Source organism: Intrasporangium calvum, assembly GCF_028446585.1.
GTDB classification, from domain to species: Bacteria; Actinomycetota; Actinomycetes; order Actinomycetales; family Dermatophilaceae; genus Intrasporangium; species Intrasporangium calvum_A.
Map to the genome: position 1 here is coordinate 1 of NZ_JAPFQL010000062.1, position 21607 is coordinate 21607.

The window sequence follows — 21607 nt, forward strand, 5'->3', positions numbered from 1 at the left end:
CCCGCCGAGGACATCGCCGCGCCGTACCTCGGGCTCGGCACGCGCCCCAAGGTCGCCATCCTGCGCGAGCAGGGCGTCAACAGCCACGTCGAGACCGCCTTCGCCTTCGACCGCGCCGGCTTCGAGACCTACGACGTGCACATGACCGACCTGCAGACCGGGCGGTTCGACCTCGCCGACGTCGTCGGGCTCGTCGCGTGCGGCGGCTTCTCCTACGGCGACACCCTCGGCGCCGGTGAGGGCTGGGCCCGTTCGGTGCTCTTCAACGAGCGGCTGACCGAGGACTTCCACGCCTTCTTCCACCGCGACGACACCTTCGGGCTCGGCATCTGCAACGGCTGCCAGATGTTCGCGGCGCTGTCCGAGCTGATCCCGGGGGCCGAGGCGTGGCCCCGGTTCACCCGCAACCGGTCGGAGCAGTACGAGGCGCGGTTGACGCTGGTCGAGGTGCTCGACTCGCCGTCGATCTTCACGTCGGGGATGGCGGGGAGCCGGATCCCGATCGCCGTGGCGCACGGTGAGGGCTTCGCCAACTTCTCGGTCCAGGGTGACGCCGGGGTCGTTCCCCGGGTGGCCCGCTACGTCGACCACCACGGGGCGCCGGCCCTGACCTACCCGCACAACCCCAACGGCTCGCCCGATGGCCTGACCGCCGTGACGACGCCGGACGGCCGGTTCACCGCGATGATGCCGCACCCCGAGCGAGTGGCCAGAAACCTCCAGATGTCGTGGACGTCCGGCCCGGCCGCCGACGACAGCCCGTGGCTGCGGATGTTCCGCAACGCCCGCGTCTGGGTCGACTGACGCCGACTCCTGCCTCACCAGCGGTTCGAGGTATGGACCGACTCCTGGGAGTCGCTCCGTACCTCGAACCAGGGGGTGGTGGGTGGTGCAGTGGGCTCAGCGGATGAGGGGGCGGCCCATCGCGCCTGCCTGGGCCTGGTCCACGCACCGGGTCCGCACCCGGGCCGAGGACAGCTGGGCGACCAGCTCAGGCCCGCTGCCCTGGGCATAGGCCCCCGCCCCCACGAGCCAGCAGGTCTCCGGGTCGGGCTCGTTGAAGGGACCTGGCCAGGAGATTGACGAGACCTGGCGCTCGATCCGCTCGAGCGCGGCAGCATGCTGGCTCAGGAGGATGCCGACGCCCAGGAGCAGCGCCCCGAGCAGGACGATGGCCGCCCGGACGGACAACGGCCTGCGCAGCACGTCACCGAAGACGTCGGTCAGGCCCGGCTCTCGTTGCGGGTCAGTGACCCGGACCGTCTCGCTCTGTTGCTGGTTCACGGCATCCCCTGTCCGGGTCTGCGTCGGTGCCGGGCGCATGAGTGGGACGCGGACCTCTTGCGGGGAAGGTACTCCCCGAACCGGTTGTCCGCGCGTCGGAACGGCCTGACAATCGGCAGATGTACATCAGGGGCGTTGATGAGGCCGAGGCGCACGGCCCGGTCGCCGACTACTACGAGTCGCAGCGGGCGATGTGGGGGTTTCTGCCGAACTACGCGGCGGCCTTCTCGCACCGTCCCGAGGTCGCCCAGGCCTGGGCCGGCCTGAACCTCGCCATCCGCGGCGGCATGGACCGCCGGCGCTACGAGCTGGCCACCATCGCCGCCGCTCGGGCGCGACGGTCCACCTACTGCACCGCGGCGCACGCGACGTTCCTGCGCGATGTGTGTGGGGACGAGGACGCGGTGCGCGCGATCGCCGCCCATCCGGACGGCAGCGCGCTCGACGAGCAGGACCGCGCCATCTTCGAGTTCGCCACGACCGTGGCCACCGACGCCGCAGGAGTCACCGAGGCCGACGTGGCCCGGCTGCGCGACGCCGGGCTCTCCGACCCGGAGATCGCCGACGTCGTCCTCGCCGTCTCCGCAAGGCTCTTCTTCGCCACCGTCCTCGATGGGCTCGGCGCTGAGCTCGACCCTCAGACGGCCGCGACGTTCCCCCCGGAGGTGCTCGACGCCATGATCGTCGGTCGGCCAGTGGCCGCCCCACCTGACGACGCGAGTGAGGCTGCGGCGGACAGCTGACTCGTCACGTCCTGCGCTGCCTGTCCACGAAACCTCCACCAGCGCTCCACGCCGCGTCCGAGCAGTGACTCTCGATCAGGCCGACGCTGGCTCCATGCAACCCACCACGACCCGTACCGCGACCTCCCCGGAGTTGGTCCCGCAGCCCGACGAAGCTGCATGGCGCGAGGCCTGCGCCGGCGCGGTCGCGATGGCCCCTCTCGTCGTCGGCTACGCGCCGTTCGGGCTCATCGTCGGCGTCGCCGTGTCAGGCAGTTCGGACCTGATCGCGGCATGGACCGGCACCCTGAGCATCTACGGCGGCAGCGCGCAGCTCACCCTTCTCCACCTGCTGGCCGGCGGTGTCGGGGCATGGGCTGCGGCAGGGGCCGCGGCGCTCGTCAACGCCCGGCTCGTGGTCTTCAGCCTCGCCCTGGTGCCGCTCTTCGGTTCGGCCCGGCTGCCGGTGCGCCTGCTCGCGGCGGCCTTCGTCGTCGAGCCGACCTGGGTCGTGGCCCTGCAGCGCGGCGACCGGCCAGGCACCTTGTCCGGGCGCCGCTGGCACTATGCGGGAGCCTCTCTCGTGCTCACGGTGGGCTGGGTCCTCTGCGTGACGGCTGGTCTCGCACTCGGGCAGGTCGACGCCCCGGTGGTGGCCATGGTCGTCCCCCTCTGTCTCGTCGCCGTGGTCGTCCCCCACCTGCGTCTGCCAGGCGGCGCCGCGGCGGTCCTTGCCGCCGCGCTCGCCTCGCTCGGTGCGGTCGCGGCATCCGCTCCGGCCGCTGTCGTTCCTCCCATCGCCATGGCTGCAGCCGCCTTTGCGGGGGTGTCCAGTGTCCGTGAGGAGGACTCGTGACGCCGGTCTGGATCGCCGTCCTCGCGGCAGGGGCGGCGAGCTATGGCCTGCGCGTCCTCCCCCTCCTCCTCGGAGACCGGGTGCGACTCTCGCCTCGGGCCCAGACCGGGTTGCGCCACGCCGGGATGGGAGCCATCACCGGCCTGCTCGTCCTGGGCACCGTCACGGTCCTGCGGCCGTCATCCGGGCTGCCGATCGTCCCGGTCCTCGTGGCGCTCGGTGCGGCAGTCACATCCGCACTCCTGCGCCGGTCGATGCTCGTGACGGTCCTCGCCGGGATCACCGCCTACGGGGGCGCGCTGCTCGTCATCGCGCTGGGCGCAGGCGGCCCCTAGAGCACCGCAGGAGGCGCACTCTCGACGGAAACCCGGCCGGTCCGGGAGGCAGCGGCCCAGCAGGAGCCGGCTCAGCGGCATACGGGCTCGATGCGGGTGACCCTCTTGACGGGCCGGGTTAGCGTGAAGACGTGACTCAACCCCCTCCGATCACCACGCTCGGCGCGCTCCGAGCGTCCGGCCACGAGCAGAAGCACCTCAAGCAGGAGCTGCGCGACAACCTCCTCGCCGCCCTGCGGGAGGGGCGGGACCCGTGGCCGGGGCTGCATGGCTTCGCCGAGACCGTCATCCCGCAGCTCGAGCGGGCGATCATCGCCGGGCACGACGTCGTCCTGCTCGGGGAACGCGGCCAGGGCAAGACGCGCCTGCTGCGGACCCTCGTCGGGCTGCTCGACGAGTGGACGCCGGTCATCGAGGGCGCCGAGCTCGGCGAGCACCCTTACGAGCCGATCACCCCGGCGTCCAGACGCCGCGCGGAGGAGCTCGGCGACGACCTGCCCGTGACTTGGCGGCACCGCGACGAGCGCTACTCCGAGAAGCTCGCCACCCCCGACACGTCCGTGGCCGACCTCGTCGGCGACGTCGACCCGATGAAGGTCGCCGAGGGTCGCCTCCTCGGCGACCCCGAGACGATCCACTTCGGGCTCATCCCGCGCAGCCACCGGGGCATCGTCGCGATCAACGAGCTGCCCGACCTCGCGGAGCGGATCCAGGTCGCCATGCTCAACGTCATGGAGGAGCGGGACATCCAGATCCGCGGCTACGTCCTGCGCCTGCCGCTCGACGTCCTCGTCGTCGCGAGCGCCAACCCGGAGGACTACACGAACCGCGGCCGGATCATCACGCCGCTCAAGGACCGGTTCGGCGCCGAGATCCGGACGCACTACCCCGTCGCGATCGAGGACGAGATCGCTGTCATCCGGCAGGAGTCGCGCCTCCAGGCCGACGTGCCGGACGCGCTCGTCGAGATCCTCGCCCGGTTCGCGCGGCACCTGCGCGAGTCGAGCGCCGTGGACCAGCGGTCCGGCGTCAGCGCCCGGTTCGCCATCGCCGCCGCCGAGACGATCGCCGCGGCGGCCCGGCACCGGGCGGCCACGCAGGGCGAGGACGACGCCGTCGCCCGCGTCGTCGACCTCGACGGAGCCGTCGACGTCCTCGGCGGCAAGGTCGAGTTCGAGACGGGCGAGGAGGGCCGCGAGCGCGACATCCTCACCCACCTGCTCCGCACCGCCGTCGCAGAGACCGTCGCCCGGCACTTCCGGGGCCTCGACTTCGCCCTGCTCGTCGACGCGATCGAGGGCGGCGCCCTCGTGTCGACCGGCGAGCAGGTGTCCGCCCGGGACTTCCTCGCCGGGCTGCCGGTGCTCGGCGAGTCGGAGCTCTACGACGACGTCTGCGACCGGCTCGGCGCGACGAACGACGGCGAGCGGGCCAGCGCCATCGAGCTGGCCCTCGAGGGCCTCTACCTGGCTCGCAAGGTGAGCAAGGAGACGAGCGGCGGGGAGACGGTCTACGGATGACCAGGTGGAGGGGTGCAGGATGAGCCGGACGCGCTACGGGCGCTACGTCGACGGGCCGGACCCGCTCGCGCCCCCCGTCGACCTCGCCGAGGCGCTCGAGGCGATCGGCGAGGACGTCATGTCCGGGCGGTCCCCCGAGCGGGCCATGCGCGAGTTCCTCCGTCGGGGCGGGCGCAGCCAGCAGGGCCTGGACGACCTGGCCCGCCGCGTGGCCGAGCGCCGCCGCGAGCTGCTCCAACGCCACCACCTCGACGGCACCATGCAGCAGGTCAAGGAGCTGCTCGACCGGGCCGTCCTCGCCGAGCGCAGGCAGCTGGCCCGCGACCTCGACGACGACGCCCGCTTCGCGGAGATGCGCCTGGGCAATCTCCCACCCTCCACGGCAGCGGCCGTCAGCGAGCTCTCCGACTACCCGTGGCGGTCGCCCGACGCACGCGAGGCCTACGAGGAGATCAAGGACCTCCTCGGCCGGGAGCTGCTCGACCAGCGCTTCGCCGGGATGAAGCAGGCGCTCGAGGGTGCCACCGACGAGGATCGGCAGCGGATCAACGAGATGCTCGACGACCTCAACCGGCTCCTCGAGGCGCACCGCAACGGTGAGCCGACCGACGAGCTCTTCCGCGACTTCATGGACCAGCACGGCGACTTCTTCCCCGAGAACCCGCAGACCGTCGACGAGCTGCTCGACTCCCTCGCGCAGCGCGCGGCCGCCGCCCAGCGGATGCTCAACTCGATGACGCCCGAGCAGCGCGAGGAGCTGCTTGCCCTGTCACAGCAGGCGTTCGGGTCGCCGCAGCTGATGGACCAGCTCGGCCGCCTCGACGCGAACCTCCAGGCCCTGCGCCCCGGCGAGGACTGGGGCGGCAGCGAGCGGTTCGACGGAGAGCAGGGCCTCGGCCTCGGCGATGGCACCGGTGTCCTTCAGGACCTCGCCGACCTCGACAGCCTCGCCGAGGCGCTCGCCCAGTCCTACGAGGGCGCCCGCCTCGACGACATCGACCTCGACCAGCTCGCCCGCCAGCTCGGCCCCGAGGCGGCCGTCGACGCGCGGACCCTCGCCGAGCTGGAGCGGGCCCTGCGCCAGAGCGGCTACCTGCGGCGCACGTCCGACGGTCAGCTGACCCTGTCGCCCAAGGCGATGCGCCAGCTCGGCAAGGCCCTGCTCCGCGACGTCGCCGACCGGATGTCCGCGCGCCCCGGCCAGCGCGACCAGCGTCAGGCCGGCGCGGCGGGGGAGCTGTCCGGGGCCAGCCGGGAGTGGGCCTTCGGCGACACCCAGCCGTGGGACGTCACCCGCACCGTCACCAACGCCGTGCTGCGCACCGCCGCCGCCCCCGCAACCCCCACAACCCCCGCCGCCCCCGCCGACCCGGCCACCCGCGCGAGGAGACCCGACAGCGGGAGCCGGCCCAGCGGCATACGGCTGGATCTTCGGGACGTGGAGGTCGCTGAGACGGAGTCGCGCACCCGCGCTGCCGTGGCGCTGCTCGCCGACACGTCGTTCTCGATGGCGATGGACGGGCGCTGGGTGCCGATGAAGCGCACGGCGCTCGCCCTGCACCACCTCATCCGCACGCGCTTCCGCGGCGACCACCTCCAGCTGATCGGCTTCGGGCGGACCGCGCAGGTCATGGACATCGAGGAGCTGACCGCGCTGGATGCCCTGTGGGACAAGGGAACCAACCTGCACCATGCGCTGCTGCTCGCCAACCGCCACTTCCGCAAGCACCCGAACGCCCAGCCGGTCCTCCTCATCGTCACCGACGGCGAGCCGACCTCGCACCTGACGTCGTCCGGGGAGACGTGGTTCAGCTACCCGCCGTCGCCGCTGACGATTGCCTGCACGATCCGCGAGCTCGAGGCCGCCGGACGGCTCGGTGCGCGGACGACGTTCTTCCGCCTGGGCGAGGACCCCGGGTTGGCGCGCTTCATCGACCAGCTGGCGCGGCGCGTCGACGGGCAGGTCGTCGCGCCTGAGACGGACGACCTCGGTGCCGCGGTGATCGGCAGCTACCTCGGCAGTCGCGGCACGTACCGGAGCGCGTTCGGCGACTGGTGGGGTGAGCGCGGCAGCTGGGTCTGAGGGGTGCGTGCCCCACGCGCGGCATGCCGCGCCACTGACACGCACAGAGAGTCAAGGCGACTCGCAGGTGACTCAGGATGCGCAGCGGGGCGAAGTCTCAGACGATGCGCCAGCCGCGCGAGTCCGGGGCGGGCGGGCTGGGGAGGCCCGCGCCGTCGAGGGGCTTGGCGCCGGCGATGAGCCGATCGAGGGTCGGCCCGATGCGCAGGCCGGTCGGGAGGTTGGCGCGGGCGACCTCGCGGCGCAGACCGTCCTCGGGGAGCGGCCGATTGCTCGCGACGGCGACGCTGTTGCCGAAGCGCTTGCCCTTGAGCACCTCGTGCGTCGCGATGAGCGCGACGTGGGGCAGCGTGGTGCGGATGGTCGCGAGCACCCTGGCGACGTAGTGCATCCCGGGCTCGTCGGCGAGGTTCCAGAGGGCGGTTCCGCCGGCCTTGAGCGTCCTCGCGACCTCCTGGACGTATGCCGCTGAGCTCAGTTCCGCGGGGATCTGGCCCTTCGCGTAGGCGTCGGTGACGACCACGTCGGCGGAGTCGGTGCCCAACGCGCGGATCCCGGTGAGCCCGTCCTGGGCCCGGACCCGGATGCGGTGCCGCCGGGGGAGCGGCAGCTCGCGGCGGATCAGGTCGGTGAGGTGCGCATCCGGCTCGAGGACGATCTGTGGTGAGCCGGGGCGGGTTGCCTCGACCCAGCGGGGGAGGGTGAGTCCGGCGCCGCCGACGTGGGTGACGGCGAGGCGCTCGGGGGCTCGGGTGGGCGCGCACGTGTCGATGGCCAGCGCGAGGTGCTGGACGTACTCGAAGACGAGCACGGTCGGGTCGTCGAGCTGGACGTGCGACTGAGGGGCACCGTCGACGTGGACGGTGACGCCGCCGCGTTCGTCGCGCTCCAGGCGGATCCGCGCGGCGAGTCCTGTCATTCCGACAGGCTACGGTCGGGGGATGCGATTCGGCGTGACGATCCTGCCTGAGCACTCGTGGAAGGTCGCCGAGCCCCTGTGGCGCGAGGCCGACACGATGGGCTTCGACCACGCCTGGACCTTCGACCACATCACGTGGGGCGGGCTGCCCGATTCGCCGTGGTTCGCGGCCGTGCCGACGCTCGCGGCAGCGGCCGCGGTGACGAGTCGGCTGCAGCTCGGCACCTTCGTGTCGTCGCCCAACAACCATCACCCCGTCCAGTTCTTCCGCGAGGCACTCGCCCTCGACGACATCTCCGGCGGCCGCTTCATCCTCGGGATCGGCACCGGCGGTGACCTCGACGCGCGGATTGCCGGCGAGGACCTGACGCTGCGTGACCGGGTCGACCGCTTCCACGAGTTCACCGCACTCCTGGACCGGCTGCTCAGCGAGGAGCGGGTATCGGCGGAGGGGCGGTTCTACAGCGCCCGTGACGTCCTGACGCGACCGGCTCCGGTCCGCCCCGGGCTGCCCCTCGTCATCGCCGCCAACGGGCCGCGGTCGATCGCCCTCGCTGCGGAGCGGGGCGACGGGTGGCTCACCTACGGCGGCCAGGCCGAGACCGACGCCGAGTGGTGGGCCCTCGTCGCGAGACACAGCCACGTGCTCGACGAAGCGCTGGACGCGCGAGGACGTCAGCGGCATACGGTCCCTCGTTATCTCAACATCGATGCGGCACCCACGTTCGCGCTCTCCAGCGTGGCGGCGTTCGAGGACGCGGTCGGGCGGGTCGCCGAGCTCGGCTTCACCGACGTCATCACGCACTGGCCCCGCGCCGACGAGCCCTTCCGCGCGAGCCCGGCCACGCTCGACGCGGTCGTGAGCGACGTCTTCCCGAGGTGGCGCTGATGCCGCCGCGTCGTCGTGTGCCCCTCGACGAGGGGCGAGAAGCCTTGGCCGTATGCCGCTCAGCCGGCTTCGCAGCGGAACGTGCCGTCACTGCCACGGCAGTCCGCTACGCGCTGGAGGAGCTGGCCTCCGTCGCGCCGGGACGCACGGTCGAGGTCCGCGTCCCGCCGCACGGTGCGGCACAGTGCATCGAGGGCCCGGTGCACCGGCGCGGCACGCCGCCCAACGTCATCGAGACCGACGCGGCGACCTGGCTCGCCCTCGCGACCGGCGAACTGGGGTGGTCGGAGGCCGTCCAGTCCGGGCGGGTGCGGGCCAGCGGCCAGCGGGCGCACCTCGACGGGCTGCTGCCGCTGTTCGCCGCGCAAACCGATTGAACGGCGTCAGGGCTCTTGGCCAGACTGTCGAGCGTGACGAGCCAGCCAGCGACCGACAGACTCGGTGACGTGACCACGGAGCAGCCGGATGTGCCGGTCATCGTCGCCCGCGACCTGACGAAGGTCTACGGGGACAACCGTGCGGTCGACGGCATCGACTTCGAGATCGCCCGCGGGGAGTCGTTCGGGCTCCTGGGCCCCAACGGCGCCGGCAAGTCGACCACGATGCGGATGATCGGCGGCACGCTGCAGCGGACCGGCGGCTCGATGCTCGTCGCGGGCCTCGACCCGGCCGAGCGGGGGCCCGAGGTGCGCGCCCACCTCGGCGTCGTGCCGCAGCAGGACAACCTCGACGAGGAGCTGTCCGTCCGCGACAACCTGATCATGTACGGCCGCTACTTCGGCCTGCCCTACTCCTACCTGCGCGCCAAGGCCGACGAGCTGCTCGAGTTCGCCCAGCTGACCGACCGCGGCAAGGCCAAGGTGGGGTCGCTCTCCGGCGGGATGAAGCGCCGCCTGACCATCGCCCGCTCGCTCGTCAACGAGCCCAAGGTCCTCCTCCTCGACGAGCCGACCACCGGCCTCGACCCGCAGGCGCGCCACGTCCTCTGGGACCGGCTCTTCCGTCTCAAGGAGGTCGGCGTCACGCTCGTCGTCACGACCCACTTCATGGACGAGGCCGAGCAGCTCTGCGACCGGCTCGTCGTCATCGACCGCGGACGCATCATGGCCGAGGGCACCCCGCGCCAGCTGATCCGGCAGCACTCCACCCGTGAGGTGCTCGAGCTGCGGTTCGGGGCCGACCGCAACGCCGCGGTCGTGGCGCAGGTCGAGGACATCGGCAGCCGCATCGAGGTCCTGCCCGACCGCGTCCTGATCTACACCGACGACGGCGAGGGGGCGCTCGAGGCCGTGACCACTCGGGGCCTGAGCCCCGTCACCTCGCTCGTGCGCAGGTCCTCGCTCGAGGACGTCTTCCTGCGCCTGACCGGACGGAGTCTCATTGACTGAGGGAAGCACGATCGCTGACCTCGGGCGGCTCGCGGCGTCCGGGCGGGTGCCGCCCCCCGAGGTGATGGCCCGACGCGCGCGACGCTGGGGCTGGTGGTTCTTCGTCGAGGCCTGGCTGCTGGGGGCCAAGGCGTGGGCCGTCTCGATCCTGCTCTACATGGTCGTCACACCGCTGCTCTACCTCACCGCCCTCGGCCTCGGTCTCGGCACGCTCGTCGACCGGGGCGCCGGGTCGGTCGACGGGGTGCCCTACCTCGTCTTCGTCGGCCCGGCACTGCTGGTCAGCACGGTGGTCATGTCGGTCGGTGGCGAGCTCACCTACCCCGTCATGGCGGGGTTCAAGTGGCAACGGCTCTACTACGGACCCCACGCGACGCCGGCGACGCCGGAGCAGATCGCCGTCGGCCAGCTGCTCGGCGTGATGATCCGCTTCGTCGTGCAGGCCGGGATCTTCTGGCTCCTCCTCGTCCTCTTCGACGCTGCCCCGAGCGGCTGGTCCTGGCTGTCCGTGCCCGTGGCCGTGCTCACCGCAGCGGCGTTCGGGGCGCCGCTGCAGGCCTTCGCCGCGAGCCTCGAGGACGAGGGCTACCAGTTCGCCTTCGTGCAGCGGTTCATCATCATGCCGATGTTCCTCTTCGCCGGGACCTTCTTCCCGCTGTCCGTCATGCCGGTGACGCTGCAGTGGATCGGGTGGGTCTCGCCCGTCTGGCACGGCACGCAGCTCGCCCGGCAGGCCACCTACGGTGCTGCCGAGCCGCTGTGGCTCACCGCGGTCCACGTGGTCGTGCTCGCCGCCATGGCACTCGGCGGGATCCTCGTCGGCCGCCGCATCTACGCCCGACGGTTGGGGAGCTGAGATGGCCGAGGTGACCCGAGGCGCGGAGCCCTTCGCCGCGCTCTACGGGCGCAACGCACGGGCCGTCATCGAGCGCGGCTTCAAGGTGATCCGGCACCAGAACTGGGCCGTCATGGTCTCCGGGTTCTTCGAGCCGGTCTTCTACCTGCTCGCCATGGGGCTCGGGCTCGGCGGCCTCGTCGGCGACGTCACCGGTCCGGACGGGCAGCCGATCAGCTATGCGGCGTTCATCGCTCCTGCGCTGCTCGCCACGTCGGCGATGAACGGAGCCATCTACGACTCGACGTGGAACGTCTTCTTCAAGCTGCGGTTCGCGCGGCTCTACCAGGCCATGCTCCAGACCTCCCTCGGCCCGATGGACGTCGCGCTCGGCGAGATCTTCATGGCGCTCTTCCGCGGCTTCCTCTACGCCGTGGGCTTCATGGTCGTCATGCTCGTCATGGGCCTGGTGGTGTCCCCGTGGGCGGTGCTGATGATCCCGGTAGCCCTGCTCATCGCGGTCGGCTTCGCGAGCGTCGGGATGGCGGTGACGAGCTACCTCAAGAGCTTCCAGCAGATGGACGTCGTCCAGGTCGTGATGCTGCCGATGTTCCTCTTCTCGGCCACGCTGTTCCCCATCGACGTCTTCCCGACCGCGATCCAGTGGTTCGTCCAGGCGATGCCCCTCTGGCACGGCGTCGAGCTGATGCGCGACCTCGCCGTCGGACATCTCGACGTGGCCACCGCCGGGCACGCGCTCTACTTCGTCGTCATGTCCGTGCTTGGCGTCTGGTTCACCGCGTCTCGGCTGCGGGCCCTGTTCCTGCGCTGACTCCGCCCACTTGCGGTCTGGCGAGGAGTTGAGGACTCGTGGTGCCGGCAGGGCGAGCAGCCAGTCGACGTCGGACGCGAGAAGGGAATCCAGCGCGGGGGGATCGTCGCTTAGGCTGGAGGGGTGAGTCCTGAGCCGGCCCGAATCCCGAACCACAAGCGCTTCCTGATCACCGGGGCGCTGCTGGGCCTCGTCGTCGGCGTCTGGTTCGGCCTGCGCGAGCCCGGTGGCCCGAGCTACAGCCAGACGGTGCAGTACTCCATGAGCACGGCCGTCCTCTTCCTCGGGGCGCTCGGCGCGTTCGTCGGGGCGGGGTTGGCTGGTGTCCTCGCCATCCTGCTCGACCGCTCCGGGCGGCAGCAGTAGCGCCTCGGTCGGACTGATGCGCCTCTTCGTCGCGCTCGTTCCTCCTGACGAGGTCCTCGACGACCTCGCCGAGCGCGTCGAGCCGCGCCGGCTGGCCGACGAGCAGGGCGGGTCCGACCTGCGCTGGACCGATCGGCACCAGTGGCACATCACGCTTGCCTTCCTCGCCGACGTGCCGGACTGGCGGCTCGAGGACCTGACCGGGGCGGTCGCGGAGACCGCAGCTCGGCACCACGCACCGCTCCTGCGGGTCGCGGGAGCGGGGGCCTTCCCGAACGCCTATTCCGCGCGGGTCCTCTTCGCGGACGTCGAGCAGGTCCGCGGTGACCTCCGCCGGCTGGCCAGCAGCATCCGGACCGCCTGCAACGGCGCCGGCGTCACGCCGGACGGCACCCGTTTCCACCCCCACGTGACGCTCGGCCGCTTCCGGCGCCCGACCGAGGCGACCCGCTGGATCCGGGCGTTCGAGGTCCTGGAAGGGCCGGTCTGGCAGGCGAGCGAGGTGGCCGTCGTCGAGTCGCACCTCGGGCAGGGCAGGGGTCGCCGCCCCCGCTACGACGTCGTCGCCACCGCGCCCCTGCGCTCTGACCCACCTGACTCTTTCGGTTCGCGGTAGCCCCTCGACTCCCTGTGGGCGCGGGAAACGTCGAGCGAGGCACCGGCGGCTGGAGGGGTCGGTTCCGAACCTGTGGGAGAATCGAGCAGTGGCACGCGGCGACGGGCGACTGACCCATGACCTCATTCACGGCGAGAAGGGCCCGCAGGACGCCTGCGGGGTCTTCGGCGTATGGGCCCCTGGAGAGGACGTCGCCAAGCTGACGTACTTCGGGCTCTACGCCCTGCAGCACCGCGGCCAGGAGTCCGCGGGCATCGCCACCGGCGACGGCGAGAAGATCCTCGTCTACAAGGACATGGGCCTCGTGTCCCAGGTCTTCGACGAGGGGGCCCTCACCTCCCTGCGCGGGCACATCGCCATCGGCCACACCCGCTACTCCACGACCGGCGGCTCGACGTGGGAGAACGCCCAGCCGACCCTCGGTGGCTCCGCCGGGCGCACCATCGCCCTGGGGCACAACGGCAACCTCATCAACACGGTCGAGCTCAAGGCGATGGTCGACGAGCACTTCGGTGGCGCGCGCGTGACCGGCGAGCTCGCTCGCGGCAACACCTCCGACACGGCTCTCGTCACGACGCTGCTCGCCGCGGACCCGGACAAGACCCCGGAGCAGGCAGCGCTGGAGCTGTTCCCCAAGCTGCGTGGCGCCTTCTGCTTCGTCTTCATGGACGAGCACACCCTCTACGCGGCGCGCGACCCGTGGGGCGTCCGGCCGCTCGCCCTCGGCCGCCTCGAGCGGGGGTGGGTCGTGGCCTCGGAGACGGCAGCACTGCAGACGATCGGCGCCTCGGTCATCCGCGAGGTCGAGCCGGGCGAGCTCATCGCCATCGACGAGGACGGCCTGCGGACCCACCGCTTCGCGGACCCCCAGCCCAAGGGATGCGTCTTCGAGTACGTCTACCTCGCGCGGCCCGACGCCGTGATCCGGGACCGTGTCGTGCACGAGGCCCGGGTCGACATGGGCCGCGCGCTGGCCCGCGAGCACCCGGTGGACGCTGACCTCGTCATCGGCGTCCCCGAGTCCGGTGTGCCCGCCGCCGTGGGCTACTCGCAGGAGTCCGGCATCCCGTTCGGCCAGGGCTTCGTCAAGAACGCCTACGTCGGCCGCACCTTCATCCAGCCGTCGCAGACGTTGCGCCAGCTCGGCATCCGGCTCAAGCTCAACGCGCTGGAGCACACCATCCGCGGCAAGCGCCTTGTCGTCGTCGACGACTCGATCGTGCGTGGCAACACCCAGCGGGCCCAGATCCGGATGCTGCGCGAGGCCGGGGCGGCCGAGGTGCACGTGCGGATCTCGTCGCCGCCGGTCCAGTGGCCCTGCTTCTACGGGATCGACTTCGCGACGCGGGCCGAGCTCATCGCCACCGGTCTCGGTGTCGAGGAGATCCGGGCGTCGATCGGTGCAGACTCGCTCGGCTACATCTCCGAGGAGGGGATGGTCGCGGCCACCCGCCAGCCGGTCGACCAGCTGTGCACCGCGTGCTTCACCGGCCGCTACCCGATCGACCTGCCCGAGGACGGTCGGGTCGGCAAGCACGTCCTCGAGACGCTGCCGCTGACGGTCCGCACCGGACACGACCGGTCGGTCGACACGGACGTGGAGGGTGTCGCCATCGGCGTCAACACCGGCGGATCCGGCGCGCTCCAGCACCCCTGACCTGACTCCCGACCCCCGCTCCCACCCCAGCTCCGCTCCCACCTCCACCCCTTCCGTTCGAGGTATTGATCGACTCCTGGTGGGCGACGAATACCTCGACCGGGGCGTTGCGAAAGGTGCGGGGCCCGGTCAGGAGCCCGCGTTGAGGGCACGTTCCACCTGGTCCATGAACTCGTCCTCGTAGAGCCGTAGCCCGATGAGGTCGATACGCAGCACCTTGCCGTCCTGCAGGGTGACCTCATTGCGGCTCAGGTTGTCGGCGCTGACCTGCAGACCCTCGCGGTGCTGCACCCCGTCGATCTCCACGACGAGGCTGTGCTCCTCCCAACGCACGTCGAGGTACATCCGGCCACGCGGCCCCTCGACGACGGCCTGGCGCGTCGGCTCGGGTAAGCCCCGAGCCCGGCACAGCTTCGTGAAGTCCAGCTCGCCGAGCGACTGCACGCCGTCGGCCAGGTAGCCGACGACGTCCTTGATGAACCTGCGTCGCTTGTGGCCCCGGAGCTGCGTGGACCGGACCTTGATCTGCTCCGGCGTGGCCAGCCGCTGCTGCACTGTCATCAGGAGGATCAACGCGGCCTGTCGGTCCGACGCAGCCCAGTAGGCGGCCCGGAGTGCGGCGACAGCGGGTCTGGTGCGCGGCAGGCCAGCGCCGACGAGCTCGTCGGGAACTCGTCGAATCACCTTGTGGAGCTTCGCGCCGGGCACCTTCTTCACTGCGCACCGGTGCACGACCGAGACATGGATCGCCTCGTCCGTGTAGTTCCGCAGCCCGGCCGCGTGGAGGGCAGTGACTCCGTCGACGGCGGCCACCTCCTCGCCGGTCTCCCAGAGCACCCGCCAGCGATGCTCCTCCTCGGTGAGCTCGCCGCAGTGCACCGCCACCGTCTGCAGACCGTGGGTGCGCCAGCGCCCTGCCGCGACTTCGCTGCGCACGTCCACATACGTGAGGCCCGCGGCACGGAGCAGGGATCGGGAAAGGACCGAGCCCGTGCCAGACGCGGCCTCCCGAGCGAGCTCCCCCCGTGTCGTGGACCGGGCCCGTCGAGGCGTGGTCGGCGGCGGGGTGTCTTTTTCGGCGCACTGGTCAACATCCATGGAGGGAACGCTGCGGTCCACTGCAACCCCTGCGCAGGCGGCGGTAGCCGCACTGTGGACGACGGGACGCCCGCCCCGGGGATGTGGAGAACCCGCACGGTGGCACCCGTTCGAGGTGATGACCGACTCCTGGTGGTCGACGAATACCTCGACCGGGGCGTTGGGAGGGGGGTCGGGAGGGTGGGTGGGTGGGAAGCTGGAGGGTGGGTGGGTGGAAAGCTGGAGGGTGGGTGTCCAGCACGCCGGTAGGGTTGGGCTGTGACCAGCGAGCCGCAGACCCCGATCACCTATGCCTCCGCCGGCGTCGACGTCGAGGCGGGTGACAGGGCCGTCGAGCTGATGAAGGAGTCAGTCCGGCGTGCCACCAGGCCGGAGGTCGTCGGTGGTCTGGGCGGGTTTGCCGGCATGTTCGACGCGAGCGCGATCGCCCGGATGACTCGCCCCGTCCTGGCCACGAGCACCGACGGCGTGGGCACCAAGGTCGCCATCGCGCAGGCCCTGGACAAGCACGACACCATCGGGTTCGACCTCGTCGGCATGGTCGTGGACGACATCGTCGTCTGCGGGGCCGAGCCGCTCTTCATGACGGACTACATCGCGACGGGCAAGGTCGTGCCGGAGCGCATCGCCGCCATCGTCGGCGGCATCGCCCGCGCGTGCGAGGAGGCCGGCGTTGCCCTGGTCGGCGGCGAGACGGCCGAGCACCCCGGGCTGCTCGAGCCCGACGAGTACGACGTGGCGGGTGCCGCCACTGGAGTCGTCGAGTACGCCCACGTGCTCGGCCCGCAGCGGGTCCGGGACGGCGACGTCGTGGTGGGCTTCGCGAGCAGCGGCCTGCACAGCAACGGCTACAGCCTCGTGCGCCGCGTGGTCGAGGCCGCCGGTTGGGCGCTCGACCGGCACGTCGACGACTTCGGCCGCCCGCTCGGCGAGGAGCTCCTCGAGCCGACCCGGCTCTACACCAAGCCGCTGCTCTCACTCATCGCCGACGCGGGCGTCGAGATGCACGCTCTGAGCCACGTCACGGGCGGTGGGCTGGCGGCCAACCTGGCACGCGTGCTGCCCACGGGCATGTTCGCGCGGGTCGACCGGTCGACGTGGACGCCGCCAGCCGTCTTCCAGACGATCCAGTCCCTGGGCCGCGTGCCACAGGCAGACCTCGAGCGCACGCTGAACCAGGGTGTCGGGTTCGTCGGGGTGCTTCCCGAGGCCAACGCGGACCGCGCCATCGAGCTGAGCGAGCTCAGCGGCATCCGGGCATGGCGCCTGGGCGAGGTCACCGCCGAGGAGCGGGCCACGATCGCGAACGACACCGAGGTGACCCGCGGCGCGAAGGGGGTCGACGGCGGCGCCGTCCAGGTCGTGGGGCAGCACCCCAAGGCCTGAACGGGCAGCCGTCATCGTGGATCGGGCCGATGAGCACCCGACACACGAGGTGTGGCCGGAAAGGGAGGGCGGAGCTCAGCGCTCGCCCGAGGCCCACTTTCCGTATTCGTCGTAGTCATCGTCGTCGACCCGTGGCGTGTCGTCACGGGTCGGACTTGATGACTCGCGGTGCAGCTCTCGCTCGAGCGCGCTCAAGTCCGTGTCTGGCGTGTAGTACTTGAGCTGCCGTGCGACCTTGGTCTGCTTGGCTTTGGCTCGGCCGCGCCCCATGGCGTGACCCCCTCGTGCGTCGTGCCGGGACGGCATCGCTCGGCGAAGGACAGTCAAGCCCTCCGTCGTCCGCGTAGCGGCCCCGGGAATGTGTGTGTACTCGTGGTGCTAACGCTACATGAGCGGAGCAAATCCTGCTTCACAGGCGCGCGCGGCCGGGCCGCGTCCCGGGTCCGTCCGGGCTCCGTCCGGGGTCCGTCCCGAGCAGGCCGAGGGGCGGAATGGGCGGGAATAGGGTTTTGCACAATCTGCTCCCGCCGGGCCGTGGATCGGCCTAACCTGACTCCAATGAGCCCTTCAGGGCCATGCGGTGTCGCCGCTCGAGCGACAGGGTGGTGGGGAAATGACCATGACGACACAGGATCGACACGAGACGGAGAAGCTGTTGACGCCGGCCGAAGTGGCCGCCCTCTTCAGAGTCGACCCGAAGACGGTGACACGCTGGGCCAAGGCCGGCAAGCTGACCTCGATCCGGACCCTGGGGGGCCATCGCCGGTATCGGGAGTCCGAGGTGCGGGGTCTGCTCGACGGTCACTGACCCTTTGCGGAGGCGCCCAGGGGTGGGGCGGGCCAGTGCAGTCGGGTGGGGCTGTCGGCGCGTCGTCCTAGCCTTGCTGCATGTCCTCCGCGCCCAACATCACTGCGATCACGCTCGGAGTCCGTGACGTCGAGCGATCCCGACGGTTCTATGTCGACGGCCTCGGTTTCCGGCAGGTCCTCGAGATCCCGGGCGAGATCGCGTTCGTCCAGGTCGCGCCCGGTCTGGTGCTGGCGCTGTGGGACGTCGAGCAGATGCCGTCCGAGTACGGCGACGTCGCGCACGGACCCTCCGCGCCGCCCCTGTCGCTCGGTCACAACGTCGACGACCCGGAGCGCGTCCGGGAGCTGTATGCCGCTGGGCTGGCTGCGGGGGCCACGTCCGTCACCGAGCCGGCTGAGCGGGAGTGGGGCGGCGTGAGTGCCTGCGTCGCCGACCCGGACGGCTTCCGGTGGGACTTCGTCTGGAACCCCGGCTTCCGGGTCGATCCGGACGGCACGATCCACCTGGGCGACGCCTGACCCCACCGTGCTCGTGACGAGCCGGCCCGATCGCCTCAGTCCACCACCGGCGAGCGACGCTCAAGGAGCACGACGTCCCGCCACCGGCCGTCGCTTCGGCCGATCCGTTCTCGCACCCCGACCTCACGGAAGCCAGCGCGACGATGCAGGGCCAGGCTCGCCCGATTCTCGGGGAAGACGCCGGACTGGATGGTCCAGATCCCCGCGGCCTCGGTCGACGTGATGAGGGCGTCGAGCAGCGCCCGGGCGACCCCCGTGCCGCGCGCCGCGGGGTCGACATAGACCGAGTGCTCGACGACTCCTGCATAGGCGGGGCGCGACGAGACCGCAGAGGCCGCGACCCAGCCGAGCACCACCCCAGCGTCGTCCAGGGCGACGAACCGGTGCTGGGCCAGTCGGCCCGCGTCGAACTGCTCCCACGTGGGCGCCGACGACTCGAAGGTGGCGTTGCCCTCGGCGATGCCGACGGCATAGATCTCGAGCACGGCGTCCGCGTGAGCGGAGGTCATCGGCTCGATGTGCACCACCCCACGGTAGCCGCCGGCTACCACCCGAGGGCGCGCAGCTCGAGGCGCGCCGCCAACCGGGTGGCGGGGTCGTCGAGGTCCAGGTCGACGACGTCGGCGAGGTGGCTCATCCGGTAGCGGAGCGTGTTGGGGTGCACGTGGACGCGCGTCGCTGCCGCGCGCGGGTTCCCGGGGTGGTCGAGCCAGGCCGCCAAGGTGGCGGCGTAGGCGGTCCCGTGCTCGGTGTCGTGCGCGTGCAAGTCGGCTATCGGACTGTGAGAGAGCACAGCCCGTATGCCGCTGACTGCCCTTTCGCACGTCACCTCGGCCCAGGCGTCTTCCGCGGTCGCGATGACCGGATCGATCCGACCGGCCAGGGCGAGGCGATGCAGCTCGAGGGCCTCGTGGCGGGAGCGGGCCAGCTGGGGCAGCCGGCGCACCGGGCTCCCGGCGGAGAGGCGGACGTGGGGCCGGGTCTCCAGCAGGTCGCGGGCCACCTCGCCGAGCCACGGCCAGGACCCGGGTGTGTCGTCCCCCGGGTCGTGCCGCACGAGGCCGAGCACTTCGTCGTCGAGCAGGGCGAGCAGCGGCTGGCGCCAGCCGTGCCGGCGGCAGGCGGACTCCCAGGTGTCGAGCCGCGTCTCGGGGTCGAGAGTCGGGTCGCCCGCGAGGACGACGACCCGCCACGGGGCCGCCGGCAGCCAGGCCTCCGCGTCGTGGACCTGCCCGGACAGGAGGGTGCGCAGGCGGTCGGCCGCGACCCGACGCGCGAGGTCGGTCTGGGACCTCAGTCGCAGCAGGTGCAGGGCCACGACTGAGGCCGTCTGGGTCAACGACCGGATGGTCTCCGTCCGGGGCTGCTCGTCGACAAGCGCCCAGATCGAGCCGAGCCACTCGTTGGCGGCACGCACCGGGATGACGAGACGTGGCCGGAGGTCGCCGTCGGCGGGCACGAAGAACGGGTCGCTCGACCTGGCCAGCCGGCGGAAGACTCCGCGACCCCGCAGGCTGGCGAGCACCGCGTCCGGGACCTTGCGCCCGACGATCGTCGACAGCCGGACCGGGTCGAGGACATCCTGCCTCGACGAGTAGGCGAGGACCCGCGACTGGGTGTCCTCGATGGTGACCGGCGCCTCGACGAGGGCAGCGCAGGCGTCGGCGAGGGCGAAGAGGTCGTCGTGGACCGGGCCGTCGCTGCGCACCGCGGCTCCGGTCGCGGCCCGGTCGAGCACGCCGCGGAGCAGCCAGACCACGTGCGCCCACGACGCGTGGTCGGCCAGCTCGACGAGCGGGACTCCGAGGCGGCGCGCCGCGCCACGCACCTCGCGCTGTCGAGCGACGCTCCGCCGCAGGACCACGCCCCCGCTCCCTGCGGCCGCGCCCCCTTCGAGCAAGCTCACCGCGGCCTCCGAGGTCTCGATCGCCACACCCAGGAGGAGGTCTCCCGCCTGTCCGTAGACCCCCGAGGTCGGCTCGGCGAGGGTGACGTCGTCGACCTCCGGGCCGGGAGAGGCGACCGCGACGCGGAGGAGGCCCCCGCCGAGGGCGCCGACGACGTCAGCCAGGGGAAGCCCGCGTGGGGCTGGGAGCGGGCTCAGCGGCATACCCTCTATTGTGCTGGCAGACCAAGGAGAGAGCTCACGTTTGGCAGTGGAGCACGACGGAGCCCGGCCCGGCATCCCGAACCATTGAACGTATGGCTTCGATCACTCCTTCTGGTCTCCCCGTGCCCGAGCGCGTCGCCGTCGTCGGCGCCGGCATGGTCGGCCTCGCCACCGCGTGGTTCCTCCAGGACCGCGGCGTCGAGGTCACGGTCATCGACCGCGACGGCGTCGCTGCCGGCGCGTCCTGGGGCAACGCCGGCTGGCTGACGCCGGGCATCGCGACCCCGCTGCCCGAGCCGGCCGTGCTCAAGTACGGCCTGCGCGCCGTGCTCAGCCCGAGCTCGCCCGTCTACGTCCCGCCGAGCGCCAACGCGAACTTCCTCAAGTTCGTCACCGGCTTCACCCGCCACTCGACGATGACGGCGTGGAAGAAGGCGATGGGCTCGCTCGTGCCGATCAACGACCTGTCGCTCGCGAGCTTCGACCTGCTCCGCGACGGTGGCGTCGACGCCGAGACCTACGAGGCGAAGTCCTTCACGGCCGCCTACCGCACGGCCGAGGAGCGCACGACGCTGCTCGAGGAGATCGAGCACATCCACGCGCAGGGTGGCGACATCACCTTCGACGTGCTGAGCGGCGACGAGGCGCGGTCCATCGAGCCGGCGCTCTCGGACGCCATCGGCGCAGCGATCGTGCTGCACGGCCAGCGGTTCATCAACCCCGGCGCCTACGTCAACGCGCTCGCCGACTCGGTCATCGCCCGCGGCGGCAAGATCCTCACCGGTGGGGCCGTCACCGGGCTGCGCGACACGGGTAAGGGCGTCCTCGTCGAGACGTCGACCGGCGCCGCCGAGCACTTCGACCAGGTCGTGGTCGCCACCGGCGCGTGGCTCGGCGCCCTCGCCCGCGACTTCGGCGTCAAGCGCGTCGTCCAGGCCGGTCGCGGCTACTCCTTCTCCGTCGAGGTCGAGGACCTGCCGAACGGTCCCGTCTACTTCCCCGCCGCGCGGGTCGCGTGCACGCCCGTCGGCGACCGCCTGCGGGTGGCGGGGATGATGGAGTTCCGCAAACCAGAAGCCGCCCTCGACCGCCGGCGCATCTCGGCCATCGTCGAGGCGGCGCGTCCGCTCCTGCGCGGCGCCGACCTCGACCACCGTCAGGACGAGTGGGTCGGCTCGCGGCCGTGCACCGTGGACGGGCTGCCGCTCATCGGCGCGACGCGCTCCCCGCGCGTCTTCGTCGCCGGGGGGCACGGCATGTGGGGCATCACGCTCGGCCCCGTGACCGGGCGTCTGTTGGCGGAGCAGCTGGTGACCGGCAAGGTACCGGCCGAGCTGCGCCCCTTCGACCCGCTGCGCTGACCGCGCGGCCGGCGGCCCTGC

24 protein-coding genes are annotated in these 21607 nt (G+C 71.8%); 18 read left to right on the top strand and 6 right to left on the bottom strand.

What is annotated here, in order from left to right; translation table 11 throughout:
• The coding region (locus OO014_RS13755) for a phosphoribosylformylglycinamidine synthase subunit PurQ (protein ID WP_272462892.1) at positions 1 to 804 on the top strand (804 nt) is incomplete at its 5' end.
• Positions 805 to 900: 96 nt separating this feature from the next.
• Here OO014_RS13755 and OO014_RS13760 read toward each other — a convergent pair.
• Positions 901 to 1284 carry a hypothetical protein gene (locus tag OO014_RS13760; RefSeq protein WP_272462893.1) on the bottom strand — a complete coding sequence of 128 codons (384 nt, stop codon included), beginning with the start codon at positions 1282 to 1284 and terminating at the stop codon, positions 901 to 903.
• 119 nt (positions 1285 to 1403) lie between these two features.
• Between OO014_RS13760 and OO014_RS13765 the strand changes: the two genes are divergently transcribed.
• From OO014_RS13765 to OO014_RS13785, 5 genes are all read left to right on the top strand, one after another.
• Entirely contained in the window at positions 1404 to 2027 is a 624-nt protein-coding gene (locus tag OO014_RS13765) for a carboxymuconolactone decarboxylase family protein (protein ID WP_272462894.1), read from the top strand.
• A 94-nt stretch (positions 2028 to 2121) separates the two neighbouring features.
• On the top strand, positions 2122 to 2862 hold the full coding sequence (locus OO014_RS13770) for an AzlC family ABC transporter permease (RefSeq protein WP_272462895.1): 741 nt from the start codon (positions 2122 to 2124) through the stop codon (positions 2860 to 2862).
• Positions 2859 to 3197 (top strand): AzlD domain-containing protein, encoded by a 339-nt coding sequence (locus OO014_RS13775; RefSeq protein WP_272462896.1) that lies wholly within the window; start codon positions 2859 to 2861, stop codon positions 3195 to 3197. The genes OO014_RS13770 and OO014_RS13775 overlap by 4 nt, the downstream gene beginning before the upstream one ends.
• Before the next feature lie 131 nt (positions 3198 to 3328).
• Positions 3329 to 4717 carry a magnesium chelatase gene (locus tag OO014_RS13780; protein WP_272462897.1) on the top strand — a complete coding sequence of 463 codons (1389 nt, stop codon included), beginning with the start codon at positions 3329 to 3331 and terminating at the stop codon, positions 4715 to 4717.
• Positions 4718 to 4736: 19 nt separating this feature from the next.
• Positions 4737 to 6800 (top strand): vWA domain-containing protein, encoded by a 2064-nt coding sequence (locus OO014_RS13785; protein ID WP_272462898.1) that lies wholly within the window; start codon positions 4737 to 4739, stop codon positions 6798 to 6800.
• A 97-nt stretch (positions 6801 to 6897) separates the two neighbouring features.
• On the opposite strand, the gene OO014_RS13790 is transcribed toward OO014_RS13785, so the two are convergent.
• Positions 6898 to 7719, bottom strand: coding sequence for a spermidine synthase (locus OO014_RS13790; protein WP_272462899.1), 822 nt, complete (start codon positions 7717 to 7719; stop codon positions 6898 to 6900).
• A 22-nt stretch (positions 7720 to 7741) separates the two neighbouring features.
• Between OO014_RS13790 and OO014_RS13795 the strand changes: the two genes are divergently transcribed.
• The 8 genes from OO014_RS13795 to purF all read left to right on the top strand — a co-directional run bounded on the left by OO014_RS13795 (position 7742) and on the right by purF (position 14302).
• Positions 7742 to 8608, top strand: a complete 867-nt coding sequence (locus tag OO014_RS13795; RefSeq protein ID WP_272462900.1) for an LLM class flavin-dependent oxidoreductase — start codon at positions 7742 to 7744, stop codon at positions 8606 to 8608.
• Positions 8608 to 8985, top strand: coding sequence for a sterol carrier family protein (locus OO014_RS13800; protein WP_272462901.1), 378 nt, complete (start codon positions 8608 to 8610; stop codon positions 8983 to 8985). Before OO014_RS13795 ends, OO014_RS13800 begins: the two co-directional genes overlap by 1 nt.
• Positions 8986 to 9054: 69 nt before the next feature.
• A complete protein-coding gene (locus OO014_RS13805) occupies positions 9055 to 9996 on the top strand; it encodes an ABC transporter ATP-binding protein (RefSeq protein WP_272462902.1) in 942 nt (313 codons plus the stop codon).
• Complete coding sequence (locus OO014_RS13810; protein ID WP_272462903.1) at positions 9989 to 10852, top strand: ABC transporter permease; 864 nt, start codon at positions 9989 to 9991, stop codon at positions 10850 to 10852. The genes OO014_RS13805 and OO014_RS13810 overlap by 8 nt, the downstream gene beginning before the upstream one ends.
• Position 10853: 1 nt before the next feature.
• Complete coding sequence (locus OO014_RS13815; RefSeq protein WP_272462904.1) at positions 10854 to 11663, top strand: ABC transporter permease; 810 nt, start codon at positions 10854 to 10856, stop codon at positions 11661 to 11663.
• Positions 11664 to 11786: 123 nt separating this feature from the next.
• Positions 11787 to 12029 (top strand): hypothetical protein, encoded by a 243-nt coding sequence (locus tag OO014_RS13820; RefSeq protein ID WP_272462905.1) that lies wholly within the window; start codon positions 11787 to 11789, stop codon positions 12027 to 12029.
• Between the two features lie 16 nt (positions 12030 to 12045).
• Positions 12046 to 12645, top strand: a complete 600-nt coding sequence (gene thpR / locus OO014_RS13825; RefSeq protein WP_272462906.1) for an RNA 2',3'-cyclic phosphodiesterase — start codon at positions 12046 to 12048, stop codon at positions 12643 to 12645.
• 88 nt (positions 12646 to 12733) lie between these two features.
• Positions 12734 to 14302 carry an amidophosphoribosyltransferase gene (gene purF, locus OO014_RS13830; protein ID WP_272462907.1) on the top strand — a complete coding sequence of 523 codons (1569 nt, stop codon included), beginning with the start codon at positions 12734 to 12736 and terminating at the stop codon, positions 14300 to 14302.
• A 129-nt stretch (positions 14303 to 14431) separates the two neighbouring features.
• Here purF and OO014_RS13835 read toward each other — a convergent pair whose 3' ends face one another.
• A complete protein-coding gene (locus OO014_RS13835) occupies positions 14432 to 15238 on the bottom strand; it encodes a hypothetical protein (RefSeq protein ID WP_272462908.1) in 807 nt (268 codons plus the stop codon).
• Between the two features lie 420 nt (positions 15239 to 15658).
• On the opposite strand from OO014_RS13835, the gene purM reads away from it, so the two are divergent.
• Positions 15659 to 16786, top strand: coding sequence for a phosphoribosylformylglycinamidine cyclo-ligase (purM, locus tag OO014_RS13840; RefSeq protein WP_272462909.1), 1128 nt, complete (start codon positions 15659 to 15661; stop codon positions 16784 to 16786).
• Positions 16787 to 16861: 75 nt separating this feature from the next.
• On the opposite strand, the gene OO014_RS13845 is transcribed toward purM, so the two are convergent.
• The gene (locus OO014_RS13845) at positions 16862 to 17056 is read right to left on the bottom strand and encodes a DUF3073 domain-containing protein (protein ID WP_272462910.1); all 195 of its coding nucleotides are present in this window, start codon (positions 17054 to 17056) and stop codon (positions 16862 to 16864) included.
• A 349-nt stretch (positions 17057 to 17405) separates the two neighbouring features.
• Between OO014_RS13845 and OO014_RS13850 the strand changes: the two genes are divergently transcribed.
• Together OO014_RS13850 and OO014_RS13855 are read left to right on the top strand one after the other, a co-directional pair.
• Positions 17406 to 17594, top strand: a complete 189-nt coding sequence (locus OO014_RS13850; RefSeq protein ID WP_272462914.1) for a BldC family transcriptional regulator — start codon at positions 17406 to 17408, stop codon at positions 17592 to 17594.
• 80 nt (positions 17595 to 17674) lie between these two features.
• Positions 17675 to 18115: a VOC family protein gene (locus OO014_RS13855; protein ID WP_272462911.1), complete on the top strand. Its 441-nt coding sequence runs from the start codon at positions 17675 to 17677 to the stop codon at positions 18113 to 18115.
• 35 nt (positions 18116 to 18150) lie between these two features.
• Here OO014_RS13855 and OO014_RS13860 read toward each other — a convergent pair whose 3' ends face one another.
• Entirely contained in the window at positions 18151 to 18639 is a 489-nt protein-coding gene (locus OO014_RS13860) for a GNAT family N-acetyltransferase (RefSeq protein ID WP_420485518.1), read from the bottom strand.
• Positions 18640 to 18659: 20 nt separating this feature from the next.
• Positions 18660 to 20225 carry a PucR family transcriptional regulator gene (locus OO014_RS13865; RefSeq protein WP_272462912.1) on the bottom strand — a complete coding sequence of 522 codons (1566 nt, stop codon included), beginning with the start codon at positions 20223 to 20225 and terminating at the stop codon, positions 18660 to 18662.
• Positions 20226 to 20317: 92 nt separating this feature from the next.
• Here OO014_RS13865 and OO014_RS13870 point away from each other — a divergent pair, with 92 nt between their 5' ends.
• A complete protein-coding gene (locus OO014_RS13870) occupies positions 20318 to 21586 on the top strand; it encodes an NAD(P)/FAD-dependent oxidoreductase (protein WP_272462913.1) in 1269 nt (422 codons plus the stop codon).
• The last annotated feature ends 21 nt before the right edge of the window (positions 21587 to 21607 follow it).

What these genes read in the sequence shown, in the direction of transcription:
- OO014_RS13765 (WP_272462894.1), top strand. Translation starts at nt 1,404, where the DNA reads ATGTACATCAGGGGCGTTGATGAGGCCGAGGCGCACGGCCCGGTCGCC.
- OO014_RS13770 (WP_272462895.1), top strand. Translation starts at nt 2,122, where the DNA reads ATGCAACCCACCACGACCCGTACCGCGACCTCCCCGGAGTTGGTCCCG.
- OO014_RS13785 (WP_272462898.1), top strand. Translation starts at nt 4,737, where the DNA reads ATGAGCCGGACGCGCTACGGGCGCTACGTCGACGGGCCGGACCCGCTC.
- OO014_RS13790 (WP_272462899.1), bottom strand. Translation starts at nt 7,719, where the DNA reads ATGACAGGACTCGCCGCGCGGATCCGCCTGGAGCGCGACGAACGCGGC.
- OO014_RS13795 (WP_272462900.1), top strand. Translation starts at nt 7,742, where the DNA reads ATGCGATTCGGCGTGACGATCCTGCCTGAGCACTCGTGGAAGGTCGCC.
- OO014_RS13800 (WP_272462901.1), top strand. Translation starts at nt 8,608, where the DNA reads ATGCCGCCGCGTCGTCGTGTGCCCCTCGACGAGGGGCGAGAAGCCTTG.
- OO014_RS13815 (WP_272462904.1), top strand. Translation starts at nt 10,854, where the DNA reads ATGGCCGAGGTGACCCGAGGCGCGGAGCCCTTCGCCGCGCTCTACGGG.
- thpR (WP_272462906.1), top strand. Translation starts at nt 12,046, where the DNA reads ATGCGCCTCTTCGTCGCGCTCGTTCCTCCTGACGAGGTCCTCGACGAC.
- OO014_RS13845 (WP_272462910.1), bottom strand. Translation starts at nt 17,056, where the DNA reads ATGGGGCGCGGCCGAGCCAAAGCCAAGCAGACCAAGGTCGCACGGCAG.
- OO014_RS13850 (WP_272462914.1), top strand. Translation starts at nt 17,406, where the DNA reads ATGACGACACAGGATCGACACGAGACGGAGAAGCTGTTGACGCCGGCC.
- OO014_RS13855 (WP_272462911.1), top strand. Translation starts at nt 17,675, where the DNA reads ATGTCCTCCGCGCCCAACATCACTGCGATCACGCTCGGAGTCCGTGAC.
- OO014_RS13865 (WP_272462912.1), bottom strand. Translation starts at nt 20,225, where the DNA reads ATGCCGCTGAGCCCGCTCCCAGCCCCACGCGGGCTTCCCCTGGCTGAC.
- OO014_RS13870 (WP_272462913.1), top strand. Translation starts at nt 20,318, where the DNA reads ATGGCTTCGATCACTCCTTCTGGTCTCCCCGTGCCCGAGCGCGTCGCC.